The following is a 20,639-nucleotide window of genomic DNA, read 5'->3' on the forward strand; positions in this document are numbered from 1 at the left end:
ACACGAGAATACGCATAGCCTATGAAGCCAATTTTTAGCCGTGGCCCCTCGCTACAGATTCGCCTTATTCTGGCGGTGCTGGTGGCGCTTGGCGTCATTATCGCCGACAGCCGCCTGGGTACGTTCAGTCAAATCAGAACGTACATGGATACAGCCGTCAGCCCTTTCTACTTTGTCTCTAATGGTCCCCGGGAACTCCTCGACAGCGTATCGCAAACGCTGGCGACTCGCGATCAGCTCGAACTGGAAAACCGCGCGCTGCGTCAGGAACTGTTGCTGAAAAACAGCGATCTGCTGATGCTGGGCCAGTACAAGCAGGAGAACGCACGTCTGCGTGAACTGCTTGGCTCGCCGCTGCGCCAGGATGAACAAAAAATGGTGACGCAGGTCATCTCAACGGTCAACGACCCCTACAGCGATCAGGTGGTTATTGATAAGGGCAGCGTGAACGGTGTTTACGAAGGCCAGCCGGTTATCAGCGATAAAGGCGTGGTGGGGCAGGTCGTGGCCGTGGCGAAAATGACCAGCCGGGTGTTGCTGATCTGCGATGCCACCCATGCGCTGCCGATCCAGGTCCTGCGTAACGACATTCGCGTGATTGCCGCCGGTAACGGCTGTACTGACGATCTCCAGCTTGAGCATCTGCCGGCGAATACCGATATTCGCGTCGGCGATGTGCTGGTGACCTCTGGCCTCGGCGGCCGCTTCCCGGAAGGGTATCCGGTCGGGGTGGTCTCCTCGGTGAAGCTGGACACTCAGCGCGCCTATACCGTGATTCAGGCGCGTCCGACGGCCGGGCTACAGCGCTTGCGCTATCTGCTGCTGCTGTGGGGCGCCGATCGCAATGGCGCCAACCCGATGACCCCGGAAGAGGTCCATCGCGTGGCTAACGAGCGCCTGATGCAGATGATGCCGCAGGTGCTGCCTGCGCCGGATGCCATGGGGCCGCAGATGCCGGCGCCAGCCACCGGGCTGACGCCATCGCAGCCGTCTCTGCCTGCAGGGGGGCAATAGTGGCAAGTTATCGTAGCCAGGGACGCTGGGTTATCTGGCTCTCGTTTCTTATCGCGCTATTGCTGCAAATTATGCCCTGGCCGGCGGACATCAGCGTTTTCCGGCCCAACTGGGTATTATTGATCCTGCTGTACTGGATCCTCGCCCTGCCGCATCGGGTGAATGTGGGGACGGGCTTCGTGATGGGGGCTATTCTTGATCTCATTAGCGGCTCGACGCTGGGCGTTCGCGCCCTGTCCTTAAGCATTATCGCCTATCTGGTCGCGCTGAAATATCAGCTGTTCCGTAACCTGGCGCTGTGGCAACAAGCGCTGGTGGTCATGCTGTTATCCCTGGCCGTGGATATCATTGTTTTCTGGGCAGAGTTTTTAGTGATCAACGTCTCTTTCCGTCCGGAAGTATTCTGGAGTAGTGTAGTAAACGGTGTCCTCTGGCCATGGCTCTTCCTGCTGATGCGCAAAGTGCGTCAGCAATTTGCAGTGCAATAAGGTTGATATGACAACTCTGTATCTTGCTTCAGGTTCCCCGCGTCGGCAGGAACTGCTGACTCAGCTTGGTCTCACTTTCGAGCGTCTGGTTCCCGGTATTGAGGAACAGCGCCAGCCGCAGGAGAGCGCCGAGCACTATGTTGTCCGCCTGGCGCGCGAAAAAGCGCAGGCCGGGGTGGCGATGGCATCGCGCGATTTGCCGGTGCTGGGGGCGGATACGATTGTCATTCTTAACGGCGAAGTGCTGGAGAAACCGCGCGACGCTGAACACGCTGCAGCAATGCTGCGTCTGCTTTCCGGCCAAACGCATCAGGTAATGACGGCGGTGGCGCTGGCAGATACGCAGCAGACGCTGGACTGTCTGGTGGTCACGGACGTGACCTTCCGGCTGCTTAGCGAGCAGGATATCGCCGAATATGTGGCCAGCGGCGAGCCTTTAGATAAAGCAGGTGCATACGGTATTCAAGGGTTGGGTGGTTGCTTCGTCAGGAAGATTAATGGCAGCTATCACGCCGTAGTCGGCTTACCGCTGGTGGAAACGTATGAGTTGCTCAGTAACTTTAACTCACTGCGTAAAGAAAAGGGATAAAGATGACGGCTGAATTATTAGTTAACGTAACGCCATCCGAAACGCGCGTCGCGTATATCGATGGCGGTATTCTGCAGGAAATCCATATTGAGCGTGAAGCGCGACGCGGAATAGTAGGCAATATCTACAAAGGTCGTGTTAGCCGAGTGCTGCCGGGAATGCAGGCGGCTTTTGTAGATATTGGTCTCGATAAGGCGGCGTTCCTCCACGCCTCCGATATCATGCCGCATACCGAATGTGTCGCTGGTGAGGAGCAAAAGCAGTTTACCGTACGCGATATTTCGGAGCTGGTGCGCCAGGGCCAGGACCTGATGGTCCAGGTGGTCAAAGATCCGCTGGGCACCAAAGGCGCGCGTCTGACCACGGATATCACCCTGCCTTCCCGTTATCTGGTGTTTATGCCAGGCGCCTCCCATGTGGGAGTATCCCAACGCATTGAAAGCGAAGCCGAGCGTGAGCGGTTGAAAAAGGTTGTCGCAGATTACTGCGACGAGCAGGGCGGATTTATCATTCGCACCGCTGCGGAAGGGGTTCACGAGCAGGAAATGGCCGCCGATGCCGCCTATCTGAAGCGCGTCTGGACCAAGGTGATGGAGCGCAAAAAGCGCAACCAGACCCGTTATCAGCTGTACGGTGAGCTGGCCCTGGCACAGCGCGTGCTGCGTGATTTTGCCGATGCGCATCTCGACCGTATTCGCGTCGACTCTCGCCTGACCTACGAGGCGTTGCTTGAGTTCACCGCTGAATATATCCCGGAAATGACCAGCAAGCTGGAACACTACAGCGGCCGCCAGCCGATTTTCGATCTCTTTGATGTGGAGAACGAAATTCAGCGCGCGCTGGAGCGTAAGGTTGAGCTGAAGTCCGGGGGCTACCTGATCATCGACCAGACCGAGGCGATGACCACCATTGATATCAATACCGGGGCGTTTGTCGGGCACCGGAATCTTGACGATACTATCTTCAATACCAATATCGAAGCCACCCAGGCGATAGCCCGCCAGCTACGTTTGCGTAACCTCGGCGGCATTATCATCATTGATTTCATTGACATGAACAATGAAGACCATCGTCGACGGGTACTGCACTCCTTAGAGCAGGCGCTGAGTAAAGATCGGGTGAAAACCAGCATCAATGGCTTCTCGCAGCTGGGACTGGTGGAGATGACCCGCAAGCGCACGCGTGAAAGCGTGGAGCATGTGCTGTGCAACGAGTGCCCGACCTGCCACGGACGCGGAACGGTAAAGTCGGTTGAAACGGTATGCTATGAGATTATGCGTGAGATCGTCCGCGTACATCATGCTTATGATTCCGATCGCTTCCTGGTCTATGCTTCCCCTGCGGTGGCGGAAACCCTGAAAGGGGAAGAGTCGCACGCGCTGGCGGAAGTGGAAATCTTTGTCGGCAAGCAGGTCAAGGTACAAATTGAGCCGCTCTATAATCAAGAGCAGTTCGATGTGGTTATGATGTAAGACACCGCGTCATTGTGCGGCTGACAAGGAGAGAGGCGTGAGGCGACTGCCCGGGATTTTATTGCTCACCGTGGCAACATTGATTGTTATCGTCGCGCTGCTGGTGAGTGGCTTGCGTCTCGTGTTGCCGCAGCTTGACGCCTGGCGTCCGCAGCTGCTGGAGAAGATTTCCACACTTACCGGCACGCCGGTGGATGCCTCGCAGATCACCGCCAGCTGGCAAAATTTTGGTCCGACGTTAGATGTCCGTGATATTCAGGTCGGGCTGAAAGACGGCGGCAAAATGGCGGTGAAGCGCGTGACCCTGGCGCTGGACGTCTGGCAGAGTTTGCTGCATATGCGCTGGCAGTTCCGCGATCTTACCTTCTGGCAGCTGCAGGTTCATACCAACACCCCTATTCAGACCAATGACGGCGGCGAAAGCCTGAAAACCGACCGCATCAGCGATCTCTTTTTACGTCAGTTCGACCACTTTACCCTGCGCGACAGCCATCTGAGCTTCCTGACCATTTCCGGTCAGCGGGCGGAGCTGGCAGTCCCGCAGCTGACCTGGCTTAACGGCAGGAACCGTCACCGCGCCGAGGGGCAGCTTAGCCTCTCCAGTCTCACCGGCCAGCATGGCGTGATGCAGGTGCGGATGGATCTCCGCGATGAGGATGGCCTGCTGAATAAAGGGCGAGTCTGGCTGCAGGCTGACGATATTGACGTCAAACCGTGGCTCGGCCGCTGGATGCAGGACAATATCGCTCTGAAGAGCGCCCGCTTCAGCCTTGAAGGTTGGATGACCATTGAAAAAGGCGATGTGGCCAGCGGTGACGTATGGCTGAAAAAAGGGGGCGCCAGCTGGCAGGGGGATGACGAAATTCATCACCTGTCAGTGGATAACCTGACGGCGCATCTCTCCCACGACAAGCAGAGCTGGGGCTTCTACATTCCCGATACGCGGATCGCTATCGACGATAAACCCTGGCCAAGCGGCGCGCTGGCGATGGCCTGGATCCCGGCGCAGGACGTCGGTGGCGACGACCATCAGCGTAGCGATGAATTACGCATTCGTGCCAGCAACTTAACCCTCAGCGGCCTCAGCGGATTACAGCCCTTCGCCGATAAGCTGGCGCCTTCCCTGGGCGAGCTCTGGCGCACCACGCAGCCCAGCGGCAAAATCAACCTGCTGGCGCTCGATATTCCCCTGCAGGCGACGGAGAAAACGCGCTTTCAGGCGCAGTGGAGCGATCTGGCATGGAAGCAGTGGAAACTCCTGCCGGGAGCGGAACACTTTTCCGGCAGTCTGAATGGCAGCGTTGAGCACGGGGAACTGCGCGCCCGCATGACGCAGGCGCTGATGCCTTATACCGGTGTTTTCCGCGCCCCGCTGGAGATCGCCGCTGGCGAAGCCACCCTCAGCTGGGTGAAAAACGACAAAGGGTTTATGCTTGATGGCCGCGATATTGACGTGCAGGCGACGGGTGTCCGCGCCCGCGGCGGCTTCCGCTATCTGCAACCGCAGGGAGATGATCCGTGGCTGGGCATTCTGGCGGGCATCAGCACCAATGATGGTGGCCAGGCATGGCGTTATTTCCCGGAAAACCTGATGGGCAAGGCGCTGGTGGACTATCTCAGCGGCGCGATTAAAGCCGGACAGGCTCGCGATGCGACGCTGGTGTATGGCGGCAATCCGCATCTTTTCCCTTACCCGCACAATGAAGGGCAGTTCCAGGTTTATGTCCCGCTGAAGAACGCTACTTTTGCCTTCCAGCCGGACTGGCCGGCGCTGACCGGGCTGAACATCGACCTCAACTTCATCAATAACGGGTTGTGGATGCGGGCGGATAAAGCGATGCTCGGCAATGTCACCGCCAGCAATCTCGATGCCGCGATCCCGGACTATACCGCTGAAAAGCTGTTGATTGATGCCGATATCAAAGGCCCGGGCAAAGAGGTGGGACCTTATTTCAACACCACGCCGCTGAAAGAGACCCTGGGAGCGGCGCTGGATTCCCTGCAGCTGGACGGGGATGTGAGCGCTCGCTTACATCTTAACATCCCTTTAGATGGCGAAATGACCACCGCGAAAGGCGATGTGCGTCTGCAGAATAACAGTCTGTTTATCAAGCCGTTAGACACCACTCTGCAAAACCTGAGCGGGAATTTCAGCTTCGTGAATGGCGATCTCAATAGCGAAACGTTGAGCGCGACCTGGTTTCATCAGCCGCTGAATCTCAATTTTTCCACCCGGGAGGGCGAAAAAGCGTTTCTGGTGGACGTCGGGATGAACGCCAACTGGCAGCCATCGCATACCGGGTTGCTGCCAAAAGCCGTCAACGAGTCGCTGAGCGGCAGCGTGCCGTGGGAGGGCAAGGTCGCTATCGAACTGCCGTACCATGGTAACGCCAGCTATAAGGTTGATATCAACGGCGACCTCAAGAATGTGAGCAGTCACTTACCTTCGCCGGTCAATAAGCCCGCTGGAGAGCCGATGCCGATCAAAATTAACGTCGCCGGCGGTTTGAGCAGCTTCGACCTGACCGGCTCCGTCGGCGCGAAGAATCATATCAACAGCCGCTGGTTGCTGAACCATAAGCTGACGTTGGATCGGGCAATCCTTACTTCGGACAGCAAGGGGCTCTCTCCGCTGCCTGACCAGCCTGGGGTTGAACTCAATTTGCCACCGATGGATGGCGCTCAATGGCTGGCGCTCTTTCAAAACGGGGCGGCGAATGAAGTCAGCAGCACCATACTCTTTCCCCAGCGCATTGTGCTGCGTACGCCGTCGCTGGCGCTTGCCGGTCAACAGTGGAACAACGTCAGTCTGATGTCGCAGCCGGTCGCCGGCGGCTCGCAGGTCGAGGCGCAGGGGCGTGAAATCAACGCTACCCTCACGATGCGCGACAATGCGCCCTGGCTGGCGAATGTGCGTTATCTCTATTTCAACCCGACCAGCGCCAATGGCCAGACCGGTGAGAAGAACGCAGCCCCGCAGGCAGAGACGCGGCTGGATTTCCACGGCTGGCCCGATCTGCAGCTGCGCTGTGCGGAATGCTGGTTGTGGGGGCAAAAATATGGCCGTATCGACGGCGATGTGGCGATTAAGGGCGATACCTTAACGCTCTCCAATGGTCTGGTGGATACCGGGTTTGGCCGACTGACGACCGATGGCGTCTGGGTCAGCGCGCCGACCGGTGTACGCACGTCGCTGAAAGGCAAACTGCATGGCAATAAAACGGATGAGTTTGCCAGTTTCTTCGGCGTTTCCACGCCGGTGAAGGATTCGCCGTTTGACATCGACTATGATCTGCACTGGCGCGCGCCGCCCTGGTCGCCCGATGTCGCATCGCTCAATGGGATCATTAAAAGCCACCTCGGCAAGGGACAGTTTACCGACCTGAGTACTGGACACGCTGGCCAGCTGCTGCGTTTGCTGAGCGTTGATGCCCTGCTGCGTAAGCTGCGCTTCGACTTTAGCGATACCTTCAGCGAGGGCTTTTACTTCGACTCGATTAACAGTACGGCATGGATCAAGGATGGCGTGCTGCATACCGACGATACGCTGGTGGATGGCCTGGAAGCGGATATTGCCATGAAAGGTTCGGTCGATTTGGTGCGTCGCCGGCTGGATCTGCAGGCGGTGGTGGCGCCGGAGATCTCTGCGACCGTCGGCGTGGCGGCGGCTTTTGCCGTCAACCCTATCGTCGGCGCGGCGGTGTTTGCCGCCAGCAAGGTGCTGGGCCCGCTGTGGAACAAAGTCTCGATTCTGCGCTATCGCATTACTGGTCCGATTGACCAGCCGCAGATCAATGAGGTGCTGCGCCAGGCGCGTAGCAACAAAAAGCAATGATTTGACGATTGCCGGGAATTGCCGCAATCTCAATAGATCGCCTTCTGTATTTCCGCCTGTCAGGCGGCAACAAACGAGTAGCATAACGATGAGTCTGAACCTGGTAAGTGAACAATTACTGTCGGCAAATGGCCTGAATCATCAGGATCTGTTTGCCATTCTTGGTCAACTGACCGAGCGCCGCCTCGATTACGGCGATCTCTATTTTCAGTCGAGCTATCACGAATCCTGGGTTCTGGAAGACAGCATCATTAAAGATGGGTCGTACAACATTGACCAGGGCGTAGGCGTGCGCGCCGTCAGCGGCGAAAAAACGGGCTTTGCCTATGCGGACCAGATTAGCAAGCTGGCGCTGGAGCAGAGCGCCCAGGCGGCGCGGACGATTGTGCGTGATACCGGTAATGGCAAAGTGCAGACCCTGGGAGCCGTTGAGTACAGCCCTTTGTACACCAGCATCGACCCGCTGCAGAGCATGAGTCGGGAAGAGAAGCTGGATATTCTGCGCCGGGTGGACAAAGTCGCCCGGGCGGCGGACAAGCGCGTGCAGGAAGTTTCGGCCAGCCTGAGCGGCGTTTATGAGCTGATTCTGGTGGCCGCCACCGACGGCACCCTCGCCGCGGATGTTCGCCCGCTGGTGCGCCTTTCGGTCAGCGTGCTGGTGGAAGAGGATGGCAAGCGTGAGCGCGGCAGCAGCGGCGGCGGTGGACGCTTTGGCTATGACTATTTCCTCGCCTCCCAGGAGGGCGACGTGCGGGCTGATGCCTGGGCGAAAGAAGCCGTGCGCATGGCGCTGGTGAACCTTTCGGCAGTCGCCGCCCCGGCGGGGATGCTGCCGGTGGTGCTCGGCGCCGGCTGGCCTGGCGTCCTGCTGCACGAAGCGGTCGGCCATGGGCTGGAAGGTGATTTCAACCGTCGCGGCACCTCGGTCTTTAGCGGCCATATGGGGGAATTAGTTGCCTCTGAGCTGTGCACCGTGGTGGATGACGGCACCATCGTCGATCGTCGCGGGTCGGTTGCCATCGATGACGAAGGCACGCCGGGGCAATACAACGTGCTGATCGAAAACGGCATCCTGAAAGGCTATATGCAGGATAAGCTCAATGCGCGTCTGATGGGCGTCGCGCCGACCGGTAACGGCCGTCGCGAGTCGTATGCCCATCTGCCGATGCCGCGTATGACCAATACCTATATGCTGGCGGGCCAGTCGACGCCGCAGGAGATTATCGAGTCGGTCGATTACGGTATCTTCGCGCCTAACTTTGGCGGCGGGCAGGTGGATATCACCTCCGGTAAGTTTGTCTTCTCTACCTCCGAAGCCTATCTGATCGAAAAAGGGAAGGTCACGAAGGCGGTGAAAGGGGCCACGCTGATCGGCTCCGGGATTGAAACCATGCAGCAGATTTCGATGGTAGGGAATGACCTGCGGCTGGATAACGGCGTTGGCGTTTGTGGCAAAGAGGGCCAGAGCGTGCCGGTGGGCGTCGGCCAGCCGACCCTGAAGGTCGATAATCTTACCGTCGGCGGTACCGCCTGATCCTGACCAGGTTCCCGGCGCTGCCGGGAACCGCTTCACCGGGCGATCCCGCGCCCGTGCATGCCTTGATAGATCTTCGCCACGTCGACAAAATACTCTGTCAGATAGTTGATACAGACCTGCACTTTCAGCGGCAGTTTATCCTTTTCCGTATACAGCGCGTAGACCGGCCGTGGATCGGACTGATAGCTGGGCAGCAGGATCTCAAGCTCGCCGCGGTTGATCTCTTCGATCGCCCACATCAATGGTACATAAGCGATACCCACCCCGGCTGTCAGCCAGCGTATCAGCGTCATGGGATCGTTGGTCACAAAGCGCCCCTGCGGGATCAGGCGGGTTGAGATCCCTTCCGGGGCGATAATTTCAAATTCGTTATCCGGACGTACGCTATATTCGAGCCATGAATGGCTGGCGAGGTCGGCCGGTTTCTCCGGATTGCCTGCCTGCGCCAGATAGCTTTTGGCGGCGCATAATACCATCGGCATTGAGCCCAGGCGGCGGGAAAAAAGGCTGGAATCCTGCAGGGCCCCCACGCGGATCACCACGTCAAGGCCGTCGGCGATCAGGTCAGGGGCTGGTATGCCGGTGACCAGATTGACGGAGAGTCCGGGGTATTCTTTCAGCATTTCCGCCGTTATGCGCGCCAGAACATTTTGTGCCATAGTTGAAGAGCAACCGATGCGCAGCGTCCCGATGGGGGTGTTATTAAATGCGTATAATTGCTCATGGACATCCTGCGCTTCAAACAGCATCCTACGGCAGCCCTGGTAATAGATTTTACCTGCTTCAGTTAAGCCAAGGCTGCGGGTGCTGCGGTTGAGCAGCTTTACCTGCAGCTCATCTTCCAGTTTGGCGACGGTCTGACTGATCGAAGAAACGCTCATCTGAAGCTGGCGGGCCGCCGCGGTGAATGAACCTAATTCGACCACTTTGGCGAAAACGGACATGCGTTTTAATCGTTCCATTATTCACTCTGGCTTAAAAGTGATTTAGATCACACATTGTAGATAATGCGGCAATCGTTACGTTAATATATTGTTAGCTACATAATAAACGCATCTGCTCACTACCTGTACGCTTCTTATTCAAGGTCATCATGAGTCTGTTTCCTGTCATCGTGATTTTCGGCTTATCGTTTCCGCCGATCTTCTTCGAGTTGCTTTTGTCGCTGGCCATCTTTTGGCTGGTGCATCGACTGCTGGTTCCGACCGGCATTTACGATTTTGTCTGGCACCCTGCACTGTTTAATACGGCGCTATATTGCTGCCTTTTTTATTTGATATCGCGCTTGTTCGTTTGAGGTTGATGTGAAAACACTAACAAGAAATATCCTCCGTACCGCTATTACCGTGATACTGGTCATTTTGGCTTTCGTGGCGATTTTCCGCGCCTGGGTCTATTACACCGCTTCGCCGTGGACGCGGGATGCGCGCTTTAGCGCTGACATTGTGGCGATTGCCCCTGACGTCTCCGGGCTGATTTCCCAGGTAAACGTCAAGGATAACCAACTGGTTAAGAAAGACCAGGTATTGTTCGTTATTGACCAACCTCGTTACCAAAAAGCGCTGGCGGAGGCGGAAGCCGATGTCGCCTACTACCAGACCTTAGCGCAGGAGAAGCGCGTTGAAGCGGGTCGGCGTAATAAGCTGGGCATACAGGCGATGTCGCGGGAGGAAATAGACCAGGCGAACAACGTGCTGCAAACCGTTGAGCATCAGTTGGCGAAAGCGGTAGCCAGCCGCGATCTGGCCAGGCTGGACCTCGAGCGCACAGAAATTCGCGCCCCCGCGGATGGCTGGGTGACCAACCTTAACGTCTATACCGGGGAGTTTATTACCCGTGGCTCCACGGCGGTGGCGCTGGTGAAAGAGAATACGTTTTACGTCATGGCCTATCTGGAAGAGACCAAGCTGGAAGGCGTCCGCCCTGGCTACCGTGCGGAGATTACCCCACTTGGCAGCAGCAAAACCATTAAAGGGACAGTGGACAGTATCGCTGCAGGGGTGACCAACGCCAGCAGCAGCAGCGACTCGAAAGGGATGGCCTCGGTCGACTCCAACCTTGAGTGGGTACGTCTGGCGCAGCGTGTGCCGGTGCGTATTCGCCTCGACCAGCAGCAGGGCAATCTGTGGCCATCGGGCACCACGGCGACGGTGGTGATCACCGGTAAAGAAGACCGCGATACCAGCCGGGCCAACTTCTTCCAGAAACTGGCTATGCGCCTGCGCGAATTCGGTTAATCGCTATGGGGACATATACCATTGCTCCCCGGCATCTCCGCTTTGCCATTAAGCTTGCATGCGCGGTGGTGCTGGCGCTGTTCGTCGGTTTCCATTTTCAGCTCGAAACACCGCGCTGGGCAGTACTGACGGCAGCGATCGTCGCCGCCGGGCCGGCCTTTGCTGCCGGCGGCGAACCTTACTCGGGCGCGATCCGCTATCGTGGGATGTTGCGAATTGCCGGGACCTTTATTGGCTGTATTGCGGCGCTGATTATCATCATCCTGATGATCCGTGCGCCTCTGCTGATGATGCTGGTTTGCTGCCTGTGGGCCGGGTTTTGTACCTGGATTTCGTCGCTGGTTAAGGTCGAGAACTCCTATGCCTGGGGACTGGCCGGGTACACTGCGCTGATTATCATTATCACCATCCATACCAATCCGATGCTGGCGCCGCAGTTTGCGGTCGAACGCTGCAGTGAAATTGTCATCGGTATTGTCAGCGCTATCGTCGCCGACCTGTTGTTCTCTCCACGTTCGATTAAAAAAGAGATCGACCTTGAGCTGGATAACCTGCTGATTGCGCAATATAAGCTGATGCAGTTATGCGTCGCCCACGGTGAAAAAGAGGAAGTGGATCAGGCGTGGGGGGCGCTGGTGCGTCGCACCACGGCGCTGGAAGGTATGCGCAGTAATCTGATCATGGAATCCTCTCGCTGGGCGAAGGCGAATCAGCGCCTGAAGGCGATCAATACCCTTTCATTAACGCTTATCACCCAGGCTTGCGAGACCTACCTGATTCAGAACTCGCGCCCGGAAATGGTGACGGATGACTACCGTGAGCTGTTCGCCGAGCCGGTGGAGACAGTGCAGGACGTCCACCAGCAGCTGAAGCGTATGCGCCGTTTTCTGACCTGGAAAGGCGAGCATAATACGCCCGTCACCATCTACAGCTGGGTGGGTGCCGCTACGCGCTACTTATTGCTTAAGCGTGGCGTGGTGGGTAACACCAAAATCAGTCGCATTGAAGATAGTGTGCTGCGTGGCGAAGCGGTGGTCAAAGTGGAATCTGCTGAGCGCCACCATGCGATGGTGAACTTCTGGCGTACCTCCGTCTCCTGTATCCTCGGGACGCTGTTCTGGTTGTGGACAGGCTGGACCTCAGGCAGCGGCGCGATGGTGATGATTGCCGTCGTTACCGCGCTGGCGATGCGCCTGCCTAACCCCCGAATGGTGGCGATGGACTTCCTTTATGGCACCCTGGCGGCGTTACCGCTGGGTACCCTGTACTTCCTGGTGATCATGCCGGCGACGCAGCAGAGCATGCTGCTGCTTTGCATCAGCCTGGCGGCGATGGCGTTCTTTATCGGTATCGAAGTGCAGAAAAGGCGTCTCGGATCGCTGGGGGCGCTGGCGAGCACCATTAACATTCTGGTGCTGGATAACCCGATGCAGTTTCAGTTCAGTCAGTTCCTCGACAGTGCGCTGGGGCAGATCGTCGGCTGTTTCCTTGCCCTGATGGTCATTCTCATTGTCAGGGATAATTCTCGGGCCAGAACCGGTCGGGTGCTGTTGAATCAGTTTGTCTCTGCGGCGGTCTCTTCGCTGACAACGAACTCGGCGCGTCGTAAAGAGAACCATCTGCCCGCGCTCTATCAGCAGTTGTTTTTATTGCTCAATAAGTTCCCCGGCGATGTCGCCCGCTTCCGTCTGGCATTGACGTTGATTATTGCCCATCAGCGCCTGCGTGATGCGCCCGTGCCGGTGAACGACGATCTGTCGGCCTTCCATCGACAGCTGCGACGTACCGCAGATCATGTGATCTCCGCCGGGAGTGATGATAAGCGTCGGCGCTACTTTACCCAGCTGCTGGCTGAGCTTGATGTCTATCAGGAGAAGTTGCGGGTCTGGGAGGCTTCGCCCCAGGTGACCGAGCCCGTGCGGCGGCTGGTTGAGATGTTGCACAAGTACCAGCATGTGCTGACCAGCAGTTAACCCCTAAACCGACGCCCAGGCGTCGGTTTTTTTATCGCTATACTTAACGGCGACAGGAAGAGAAGCGGGAGGGGCTGCCATGACCACCTATACGTTTGATTTTGACGAAATCGCCGAACAACAGGATTTCTACCGGGAGTTTTCCCGAACCTTTGAGCTGGCTCAGGATAAGGTCAACAACCTCGATTCACTGTGGGACGCGGTGACTGGTGGGCTGCTGCCATTGCCGCTGGATATTGAGTTTATTCATTTAAACGACAAGCAGCGTCGGCGCTTCGGCGCGCTGATTTTATTATTTGATGAAGCAGAAGAGGAGCTGGAGGGGGAGTTGCGCTTTAACGCCCGGCATAGCTAACGTTCATCTTTTAAACCGAGAAACACGGCTTTGATTTTCAGGATGACGTCATCTGTATCCTGCCGGCCACTAACATTGTGCTGTCGTTCGTGACCAGTGTTGAGCGATAAATGGCTGTTTTCATCAAAAAAGTAGATGAATTTAATACAAAAAGCGCATTATTCATGGTGATTTTTCGGGGATACACTGCCTGAAACGCGATCGCATTTTGTATTTGACCTGCTATTGGCAGGTATTCTCCAGGACTGAATACCATGAAAACCCTTCCTTTGTTATTCACCAGCGGCCTGATGCTGGGCACCATGTCTGCGACAGCCTACGCTGCGGAACTCCCTGGTTATGTTGATGGTGCGCAGGTTATTCACGTGGACCAGACTCGTGGCCGTATCGACACATTCAATGGCGTGGTTTATGGCCAGGTTAAAAACGCGGTCTCTGTGCGTCAGATGCATATGTCTTTGCTGGTGCCGCGCAATCACGATCTAAAGCCCGCCATTGTCTACTTCCCTGGTGGCGGCTTTACCAGCGCGGCATGGGATAAATTTATCGAAATGCGCATGGCGCTGGCGGAAGCCGGATTTGTCGTCGCAGCGGCGGAATACCGCACGGTACCAGACACGTTTCCGGCGCCGGTTGTCGATGGTAAAGCGGCTATCCGCTACTTGCGCGCCCACGCGGCGGAATATGGCATTGATCCTAAACGTATCGGCGTGTTGGGCGATTCTGCTGGCGGCTATATGGCGCAGATGATGGCGCTGACGCACGGCGAGAAAGCCTGGGAGCAGGGCGATTTTCTCGACCAGTCTTCCGATGTCCAGGCCGCAGCGACGCTATATGGCATCTCTAATCTATTGAATATTGGTGAAGGCTTCCCACCAGAGGTTCAGCACGTGCACGCCTCGCCGGCCGTGACGGAGGCGCTCCTGGTCCATGGCAGCGCTTTTCGCGACTGGCCTGGCGCGGCTATCGGCAGTGACCGGCAAAAAGCGCTCAATGCCAGCCCGATGGGGCATATCTCTCGTAACGAACCGCCAATGTTGATTATGCATGGCAGCGCTGACACCCTGGTTTCACCTGTCCAAAGCGCGCAGTTATATAAGGCATTAAAAGCGGAAGGTAATAAGGCAGACTATGTACTGGTCGAAGGCGCTGAACATGGCGACGATAGCTGGTATCAGAAGCCGGTTATCGATCGCGTGGTCAACTGGTTTAAAGCGACGCTCGGCGCGCCGGTTCACACTGCCAACGGGACGAAAGATAAGGACGCCAATCTGTAAATCGCTGTTCCGTTATGGAGGCGGAACGCATTGTTCGGACGGGTCTGGCGATGAACCAAAAAAAAGCCCCCGGCAGGCGGGGGCAAGTCGTCGAAATAAGACGACGAGGGTTTATTTGTACAGCTCAGCGGTGGCGTGCCAGCTATCGCCGGTACGTGCTTCAATAATACGGTAGCTGCTGGCGCCTTCTTTCTCGGCTTTAGCGGCCAGCTCCTGACGCATGTCCATTGGCGCACTACCTACCTGGGATACGGAGATGGTGCCCATGGACTGCAGGTTTTGTGCTTGTTCAGCGTTAACTTGCTGAACGGCCGCGCTTGCGCCGAAAGAGAGAACGGAAGCCAGGCCAAGGGATGCGATGATCATTGCGCGTTTCATAATCTTTACTCCAGTCTTTGTTTTGCCGCGGCGGGGGATGTATGCGCCCAGGCCGCGGTAGAGAATCTGTGTCGGGTTAGTCGTTGACGAACTACAACTTATTTATAAAGCTCAGCGGTGGCATGCCAGTGGTCGCCAGTGCGGGCTTCGATAATGCGATAAGAAGAAGCCCCTTCTTCCTGCGCTTTCTTGTTCAGCATTTCATGCATATCCATCGGGGAAGAGGCTACCGCGCCGACGGAAACTGTGCCGATGGCCTCGCGGCCCTGGGCTTGCTCGCTGTTGATAACGTCAGCGGCAAAAGCGCCAAACGACACGACGGACAGGATGCTGAGTGCTGCTACAGTGGTTTTGATTTTCATGATGTTCACCTCGTCGAATCTTTTTGTTGAGGGTCTTTGTTTCGTGACCCTCATCACAAAACCAAGTATACACTAATCACCAAAAATATTAATACCATGCTAATTGTTTTGCGCGTTAATAGTTACAATGAATTGCGCTTTTTATAACCTATAAGAATTAAAAATGACAACTTATCCGCAGTGATAAGATTTATTTCTAATAAAATCATAAAGGTATGCGAATTTGATCTTTTGTGCGTTTTAGGCGTTTCCCTTAAGTAAAAGAACGTATAGACGCGTTAAATCACACAAAATGTTAAATAATTGTTGGATTGAGGGGCGTGAGAGAGAAAGAAAGGGGAGTCGCCCTCTGACGATTGCCAGAGGGGAATACTCAGAGTTCCTGTTCGAACAGGACCAGGATGGCGTCGTGCAGATCTTTCACCGTAAAGCCGCGCGCAGGGGTGGTGAAGATGGTGTCATCCCCGGCGATGCTGCCGAGAATACCTTCCGCCTTGCCCAGCGAGTCGAGAAGACGGGCAATCAGCTGCGCCGCGCCGGGGCTGGTGTGAATCACCACGACGGCATCGTTATAGTCGATATCCAGCACCAGATTTTTCAGCGGGCTGGAGGTGGTCGGCACGCCAAGCTCAGCAGGCAGGCAATAGACCATTTCCATTTTGGCGTTACGGGTACGAACCGCGCCAAATTTGGTGAGCATGCGGGAGACCTTCGATTGGTTGATATTCTCGAAGCCTTCTTCCTGCAGCGCCTGGACGATCTCACCCTGCGAGCTGAATTTTTCTTCTTTAAGCAGCGCTTTAAACGCTTTAACCAGTTCTTCTTGTTTTGCCGAACTTCGCATAAGTCACCCAGATTATGGTGGTAAAAACAACATCATTATGCATAACCGTGAATTTTTATGCAAATAATCCGCAACGGGATAGGTCAATAATGTTATGAAGGGGGCATATTTTAGCAAAAAAACCATATAAGGAACATGTTCACATCACAACGCTTAAAGCCATGTAAAAGTAAATGAAATGTTATTGAGTTGGTGTTGTTTTGCGCAACTGGCTGGGTGTATTGTAACCAACAGTCGATCCGGTACTTCGCTTTGCTGGATGGTCAGTCAGGAAGCATAAAGTGCGCCGCTGTTCTATTGCTACGCACAATAATGCATTCTTCAGCCATAATCATTGTAATTGTTCATCTTGTGAATTAAGGTCCAGGCGACGGAATAACGAAAGACTAAATTAACCATAATAAGGAGTTTAGGATGAAAGTTGCAGTCCTTGGCGCCGCCGGTGGTATCGGCCAGGCGCTTGCCCTACTACTTAAGACCCAACTGCCTTCAGGTTCAGAGCTCTCGTTGTACGACATCGCTCCGGTTACGCCGGGCGTGGCGGTAGATCTAAGTCATATCCCCACAGATGTAAAAATTAAAGGATTTTCCGGTGAAGATGCTACCCCGGCGCTGGAAGGCGCTGATGTGGTGCTGATCTCCGCGGGCGTAGCGCGTAAGCCCGGCATGGATCGTTCCGACCTGTTTAATGTGAATGCCGGCATCGTTAAGAACCTGGTGCAGCAGATTGCCAAAACCTGCCCACAGGCCTGCATCGGTGTTATCACCAACCCGGTGAATACCACCGTGGCTATCGCCGCCGAAGTGCTGAAAAAAGCCGGCGTGTACGATAAAAACAAGCTGTTCGGCGTCACCACGCTGGACATTATCCGCTCCAATACCTTTGTCGCTGAGCTGAAAGGTAAATCGGCAACCGAGGTGGAAGTCCCGGTCATTGGTGGTCACTCCGGCGTCACCATTCTGCCATTATTGTCGCAGATCCCGGGCGTCAGCTTCAGCGATCAGGAAGTGGCCGATCTGACTAAACGCATTCAAAATGCCGGTACCGAAGTCGTGGAAGCGAAAGCGGGCGGTGGGTCGGCGACGTTGTCGATGGGTCAGGCGGCTGCGCGCTTTGGTCTCTCTCTGGTTCGCGCGATGCAGGGAGAGAAAGGTGTGGTGGAGTGCGCCTACGTGGAAGGCGACGGCCACTATGCGCGTTTCTTCTCCCAGCCGCTGCTGCTGGGAAAAAACGGCGTGGAAGAGCGACAGTCTATCGGCAAACTCAGCGCCTTTGAGCAGCAGGCGCTGGAAGGCATGCTGGACACCCTGAAGAAAGATATCGCGCTCGGCGAAGACTTCGTCAACAAGTAACCTCGCACGTGCAAAAAAGCCGGAACCGTTGTTCCGGCTTTTTATTGCCTCACTTTTCGCCTCCATGCGCCAGCGGTCGGGCAAATCTGCTAAAATCCCCCGCGTTTTAAGCCACCAGCCATGAGGACAGCGTGAAAAAGATCGAAAGAAAACAGACCCGGGACCAAATCGCGCAGATGATTCGTTATCAGATCCTCTCCGGCGCCATGAAACCCGGGGAGGAACTGACTCAGGAGAACATCGCGGAACAATTGGGACTTTCACGTATGCCGGTTAGGGAAGCGCTACAGTCCCTTGAACAGGAAGGATTTCTGGTGCGCTTGCCTAACCGACATATGCAGGTCTCCACGCTGGCCGTCGAGGATGTGAGCCATATTTTTCGCGTTATCGCGGTGATGGCTGCTGAACTGTTTGCCCTCGTGCCGGCAAATCAGGGGGAATTACTTCGCGCGCGCGCGCAGGAGCTGGCGCGTGCTGGCGATAATGCCGGTGAACTGGCGTTTCATCAGTTGCTGATTTCCTATCTTGATAACCGCTATCTGGCAAAGGCGTATCAGCAATTTTTGGACGGTTATATTTCCTATGTCATTCTGTACCTGAAAGAGGATGGCCAGGAGTCGGCGCAGATCCTGAACGAACTGGCGAGCGCCATTGGCCATGGCGAAGGCGAAAAAATTGCTCAGGCAACACAGCGTTATTTCCTTATGCTTGCGGAGATAATGCGTCAACATATGAAGGATTGGGAAAGTGCAGAAGCCTAAATTAGGGAAAATTAAGCTTCTTTCCGCGAAGGAGCAGGTGGCGGCGGTTTTGCGTAAAGCGATCCTTTCGCGGGATTTAGTGGAAGGGCAGGAAATTACCCTTGAAGGGATTGCCAAAATGGTTGGCGTTTCCAGCATGCCGGTACGTGAAGCGTTTCAGATTTTAGCCGCCGATGGTCTGATTCAAGTGCGGCCGAATAAAGGTGCGGTGGTGCTGGGGATTAATGAGCAGACTATCCGCGAGCATTACGAAATTCGCGCTGTACTGGAAAGTGAAGCGGTGGCGAAAGCTTCTCGTCCAGGGACCGATATTTCACGCATCGCTCAGGTTCACTATGCCGCAGAGAAGGCGCTGGCAGACAATAATTCTGCTGAATATTCCGACCTGAACCAGGCCTTCCACATGGAGATCTGGAACGCGGCGGGAAATGAAAAAATGAAGATGCTGCTCTGCAACATGTGGAACGGACTGTCGATGGGGCACAAGGTGACCGAAGAAGAGTACGCCGTCATTTCCCTCCGTGAACATAAAGCGATCTTACAAGCGCTTGAGCAGCATAGCGAAGCGCTGGCCCGTCAGCGAATGCATGAGCATATCATCCGCTCGATGGAGAATATGCTCACGCGTTACCTGCCCGATCCTGCTCCCTGACCGGATCGATCGCCAGCGAATAGCTGGCGTTTGTTATATTTATCAACGTTATTAATTCCTCAATGTGACGATCTGCGCAGGATCTTGATGTAGATCTCATTGCGCGATCATTCCACAAAAACGCATTGACTTACTTTTTGCATGGGAATAATTTCTCCCTCGTCAATATTGGATACAATATCATATATCATTGATAGGAAGAATTATAAGTATGGAACCGATTACCATCACCCTATGTTTGCTGGTGTTCGCTATCGTCATGTTCGTCTGGGAGAAAGTGCCGCTGGCAGTGACTTCCATGGTGGTTTGTGTGGCGTTAGTGGTCACTGGCGTATTGGATCTGAAGCAGGCCTTTGCCGGTTTTATCGACAGCAATGTCATTCTTTTTGTCGCCATGTTCATCGTCGGCGGGGCGTTATTTGAAACCGGGATGGCCAATAAAGTCGGTGGGGTGATCACTCACTTCGCCAAAACGGAGAAGCAGCTGATCTTCACCATTATGGTGGTGGTTGGCGTGATGTCAGGTTTTCTCTCCAATACCGGTACAGCAGCCGTATTGATCCCGGTCGTCATTGGCGTAGCCGCCAAATCGGGGTTTTCCCGCTCGCGTTTGCTGATGCCGCTGGTGTTTGCTGCCGCGCTGGGCGGCAACCTGTCGCTGATTGGCGCCCCGGGCAACCTGATCGCGCAATCGGCCTTACAGAACATCGGCAGCGGCTTCGGTTTCTTTGAGTATGCGAAAGTGGGTCTACCGATGCTGGTCTGCGGCATCCTCTATTTCCTGACCATCGGCTATAAGTTTTTGCCCAATAATCCAAACAGCGGGGAAGTGGGCAGCGTCGGCGAACAGCGGGATTACAGCCACGTTCCACGCTGGAAGCAGATCCTGTCCCTGGTGGTGTTGATCGCCACGATCCTCGGCATGATTTTCGAAAAACAGACCGGCATTAGCCTGGCGGTGGCCGGCTGTATCGGTGCCCTGGTGCTGGTGGTTACCGGGGTGCTGACGGAAAAGCAAGCTTACAAAGCCATTGATTCACAGACTATTTTTATTTTCGGCGGCACCCTGGCGCTGGCAAAGGCGCTGGAAATGACCGGGGCGGGCAAGCTGGTGGCTGACCAGGTTATCGGTCTGCTGGGCAACAACTCCTCGCCGTTCATGCTGCTGGTGGTGGTCTTTGCCCTCTCCGTGGTGATGACCAACTTTATGTCCAATACCGCCACCGTCGCGCTGTTGGTGCCGGTGAGCCTGTCGATTGCCGCCGGTATGGGCGCCGATCCGCGTGCGGTGCTGATGGCGACGGTGATTGGCAGCTCCTGCGCCTATGCGACGCCGATCGGGATGCCCGCCAATATGATGGTGCTGTCGGCCGGGGGCTATAAGTTCGTCGATTACGCCAAATCCGGCATCCCTCTGATTATCGTTTCCACCATTGTCAGCCTGATCCTGCTGCCAATCCTTTTCCCTTTTCATCCGTAACTTACGGACGCTGTTCTGACTAAGGAGCCTTT

The 20,639-nt window shown here is 55.6% G+C and carries 19 protein-coding genes; 15 read left to right on the forward strand and 4 right to left on the reverse strand.

Annotation, left to right across the window (positions count from 1 at the left end; genetic code table 11):
* The first annotated feature begins 21 nt into the window (after nucleotides 1-21).
* From mreC to tldD, 6 genes are all read left to right on the forward strand, one after another.
* Complete coding sequence (mreC, locus tag AC3EMD_RS02385; protein WP_008806690.1) at nucleotides 22-1,014, forward strand: rod shape-determining protein MreC; 993 nt, start codon at nucleotides 22-24, stop codon at nucleotides 1,012-1,014.
* The gene (gene mreD / locus AC3EMD_RS02390; protein ID WP_008806689.1) at nucleotides 1,014-1,502 is read left to right on the forward strand and encodes a rod shape-determining protein MreD; all 489 of its coding nucleotides are present in this window, start codon (nucleotides 1,014-1,016) and stop codon (nucleotides 1,500-1,502) included. Before mreC ends, mreD begins: the two co-directional genes overlap by 1 nt.
* Before the next feature lie 7 nt (nucleotides 1,503-1,509).
* On the forward strand, nucleotides 1,510-2,091 hold the full coding sequence (locus AC3EMD_RS02395; protein ID WP_008806688.1) for a Maf family protein: 582 nt from the start codon (nucleotides 1,510-1,512) through the stop codon (nucleotides 2,089-2,091).
* A gap of 2 nt (nucleotides 2,092-2,093) precedes the next feature.
* A complete protein-coding gene (gene rng, locus AC3EMD_RS02400) occupies nucleotides 2,094-3,563 on the forward strand; it encodes a ribonuclease G (protein ID WP_008806687.1) in 1,470 nt (489 codons plus the stop codon).
* Between the two features lie 37 nt (nucleotides 3,564-3,600).
* Nucleotides 3,601-7,398 carry an AsmA2 domain-containing protein YhdP gene (gene yhdP / locus AC3EMD_RS02405; RefSeq protein ID WP_110203993.1) on the forward strand — a complete coding sequence of 1,266 codons (3,798 nt, stop codon included), beginning with the start codon at nucleotides 3,601-3,603 and terminating at the stop codon, nucleotides 7,396-7,398.
* 88 nt (nucleotides 7,399-7,486) lie between these two features.
* On the forward strand, nucleotides 7,487-8,932 hold the full coding sequence (gene tldD, locus AC3EMD_RS02410; RefSeq protein WP_008806685.1) for a metalloprotease TldD: 1,446 nt from the start codon (nucleotides 7,487-7,489) through the stop codon (nucleotides 8,930-8,932).
* Between the two features lie 35 nt (nucleotides 8,933-8,967).
* Here tldD and aaeR read toward each other — a convergent pair whose 3' ends face one another.
* Nucleotides 8,968-9,897, reverse strand: a complete 930-nt coding sequence (aaeR, locus tag AC3EMD_RS02415) for an HTH-type transcriptional activator AaeR (RefSeq protein WP_008806684.1) — start codon at nucleotides 9,895-9,897, stop codon at nucleotides 8,968-8,970.
* A 131-nt stretch (nucleotides 9,898-10,028) separates the two neighbouring features.
* Here aaeR and aaeX point away from each other — a divergent pair, with 131 nt between their 5' ends.
* The 5 genes from aaeX (at nucleotide 10,029) to AC3EMD_RS02440 (ending at nucleotide 14,777) form a co-directional block, all read left to right on the forward strand.
* Nucleotides 10,029-10,232, forward strand: a complete 204-nt coding sequence (gene aaeX, locus AC3EMD_RS02420) for a p-hydroxybenzoic acid efflux pump operon protein AaeX (protein ID WP_002918640.1) — start codon at nucleotides 10,029-10,031, stop codon at nucleotides 10,230-10,232.
* Between the two features lie 7 nt (nucleotides 10,233-10,239).
* Entirely contained in the window at nucleotides 10,240-11,172 is a 933-nt protein-coding gene (gene aaeA, locus AC3EMD_RS02425; RefSeq protein ID WP_008806683.1) for a p-hydroxybenzoic acid efflux pump subunit AaeA, read from the forward strand.
* Between the two features lie 5 nt (nucleotides 11,173-11,177).
* Nucleotides 11,178-13,145, forward strand: coding sequence for a p-hydroxybenzoic acid efflux pump subunit AaeB (aaeB, locus tag AC3EMD_RS02430; RefSeq protein ID WP_008806682.1), 1,968 nt, complete (start codon nucleotides 11,178-11,180; stop codon nucleotides 13,143-13,145).
* Between the two features lie 79 nt (nucleotides 13,146-13,224).
* The gene (locus tag AC3EMD_RS02435) at nucleotides 13,225-13,500 is read left to right on the forward strand and encodes a barstar family protein (protein WP_012540452.1); all 276 of its coding nucleotides are present in this window, start codon (nucleotides 13,225-13,227) and stop codon (nucleotides 13,498-13,500) included.
* Between the two features lie 254 nt (nucleotides 13,501-13,754).
* Nucleotides 13,755-14,777 carry an alpha/beta hydrolase gene (locus AC3EMD_RS02440; protein ID WP_064171729.1) on the forward strand — a complete coding sequence of 341 codons (1,023 nt, stop codon included), beginning with the start codon at nucleotides 13,755-13,757 and terminating at the stop codon, nucleotides 14,775-14,777.
* A 111-nt stretch (nucleotides 14,778-14,888) separates the two neighbouring features.
* On the opposite strand, the gene yhcN-B is transcribed toward AC3EMD_RS02440, so the two are convergent.
* The 3 genes from yhcN-B to argR all read right to left on the reverse strand — a co-directional run bounded on the left by yhcN-B (nucleotide 14,889) and on the right by argR (nucleotide 16,361).
* Nucleotides 14,889-15,155, reverse strand: coding sequence for a DUF1471 family stress response protein YhcN-B (gene yhcN-B, locus AC3EMD_RS02445; RefSeq protein ID WP_008806680.1), 267 nt, complete (start codon nucleotides 15,153-15,155; stop codon nucleotides 14,889-14,891).
* Nucleotides 15,156-15,253: 98 nt separating this feature from the next.
* The gene (gene yhcN / locus AC3EMD_RS02450; RefSeq protein ID WP_008806679.1) at nucleotides 15,254-15,517 is read right to left on the reverse strand and encodes a peroxide/acid stress response protein YhcN; all 264 of its coding nucleotides are present in this window, start codon (nucleotides 15,515-15,517) and stop codon (nucleotides 15,254-15,256) included.
* A gap of 373 nt (nucleotides 15,518-15,890) precedes the next feature.
* Entirely contained in the window at nucleotides 15,891-16,361 is a 471-nt protein-coding gene (gene argR, locus AC3EMD_RS02455) for a transcriptional regulator ArgR (RefSeq protein ID WP_002918625.1), read from the reverse strand.
* Nucleotides 16,362-16,775: 414 nt separating this feature from the next.
* Between argR and mdh the strand changes: the two genes are divergently transcribed.
* The 4 genes from mdh to AC3EMD_RS02475 all read left to right on the forward strand — a co-directional run bounded on the left by mdh (nucleotide 16,776) and on the right by AC3EMD_RS02475 (nucleotide 20,607).
* The gene (mdh, locus tag AC3EMD_RS02460; RefSeq protein WP_008806678.1) at nucleotides 16,776-17,714 is read left to right on the forward strand and encodes a malate dehydrogenase; all 939 of its coding nucleotides are present in this window, start codon (nucleotides 16,776-16,778) and stop codon (nucleotides 17,712-17,714) included.
* Nucleotides 17,715-17,845: 131 nt separating this feature from the next.
* Nucleotides 17,846-18,475 carry a GntR family transcriptional regulator gene (locus AC3EMD_RS02465; RefSeq protein WP_008806677.1) on the forward strand — a complete coding sequence of 210 codons (630 nt, stop codon included), beginning with the start codon at nucleotides 17,846-17,848 and terminating at the stop codon, nucleotides 18,473-18,475.
* A complete protein-coding gene (locus tag AC3EMD_RS02470) occupies nucleotides 18,462-19,127 on the forward strand; it encodes a GntR family transcriptional regulator (protein ID WP_032733866.1) in 666 nt (221 codons plus the stop codon). The genes AC3EMD_RS02465 and AC3EMD_RS02470 overlap by 14 nt, the downstream gene beginning before the upstream one ends.
* A 211-nt stretch (nucleotides 19,128-19,338) precedes the next feature.
* A complete protein-coding gene (locus AC3EMD_RS02475) occupies nucleotides 19,339-20,607 on the forward strand; it encodes an SLC13 family permease (RefSeq protein WP_012967161.1) in 1,269 nt (422 codons plus the stop codon).
* Nucleotides 20,608-20,639: the final 32 nt, after the last annotated feature.

The organism is Klebsiella sp. PK18 (genome assembly GCF_057784655.1).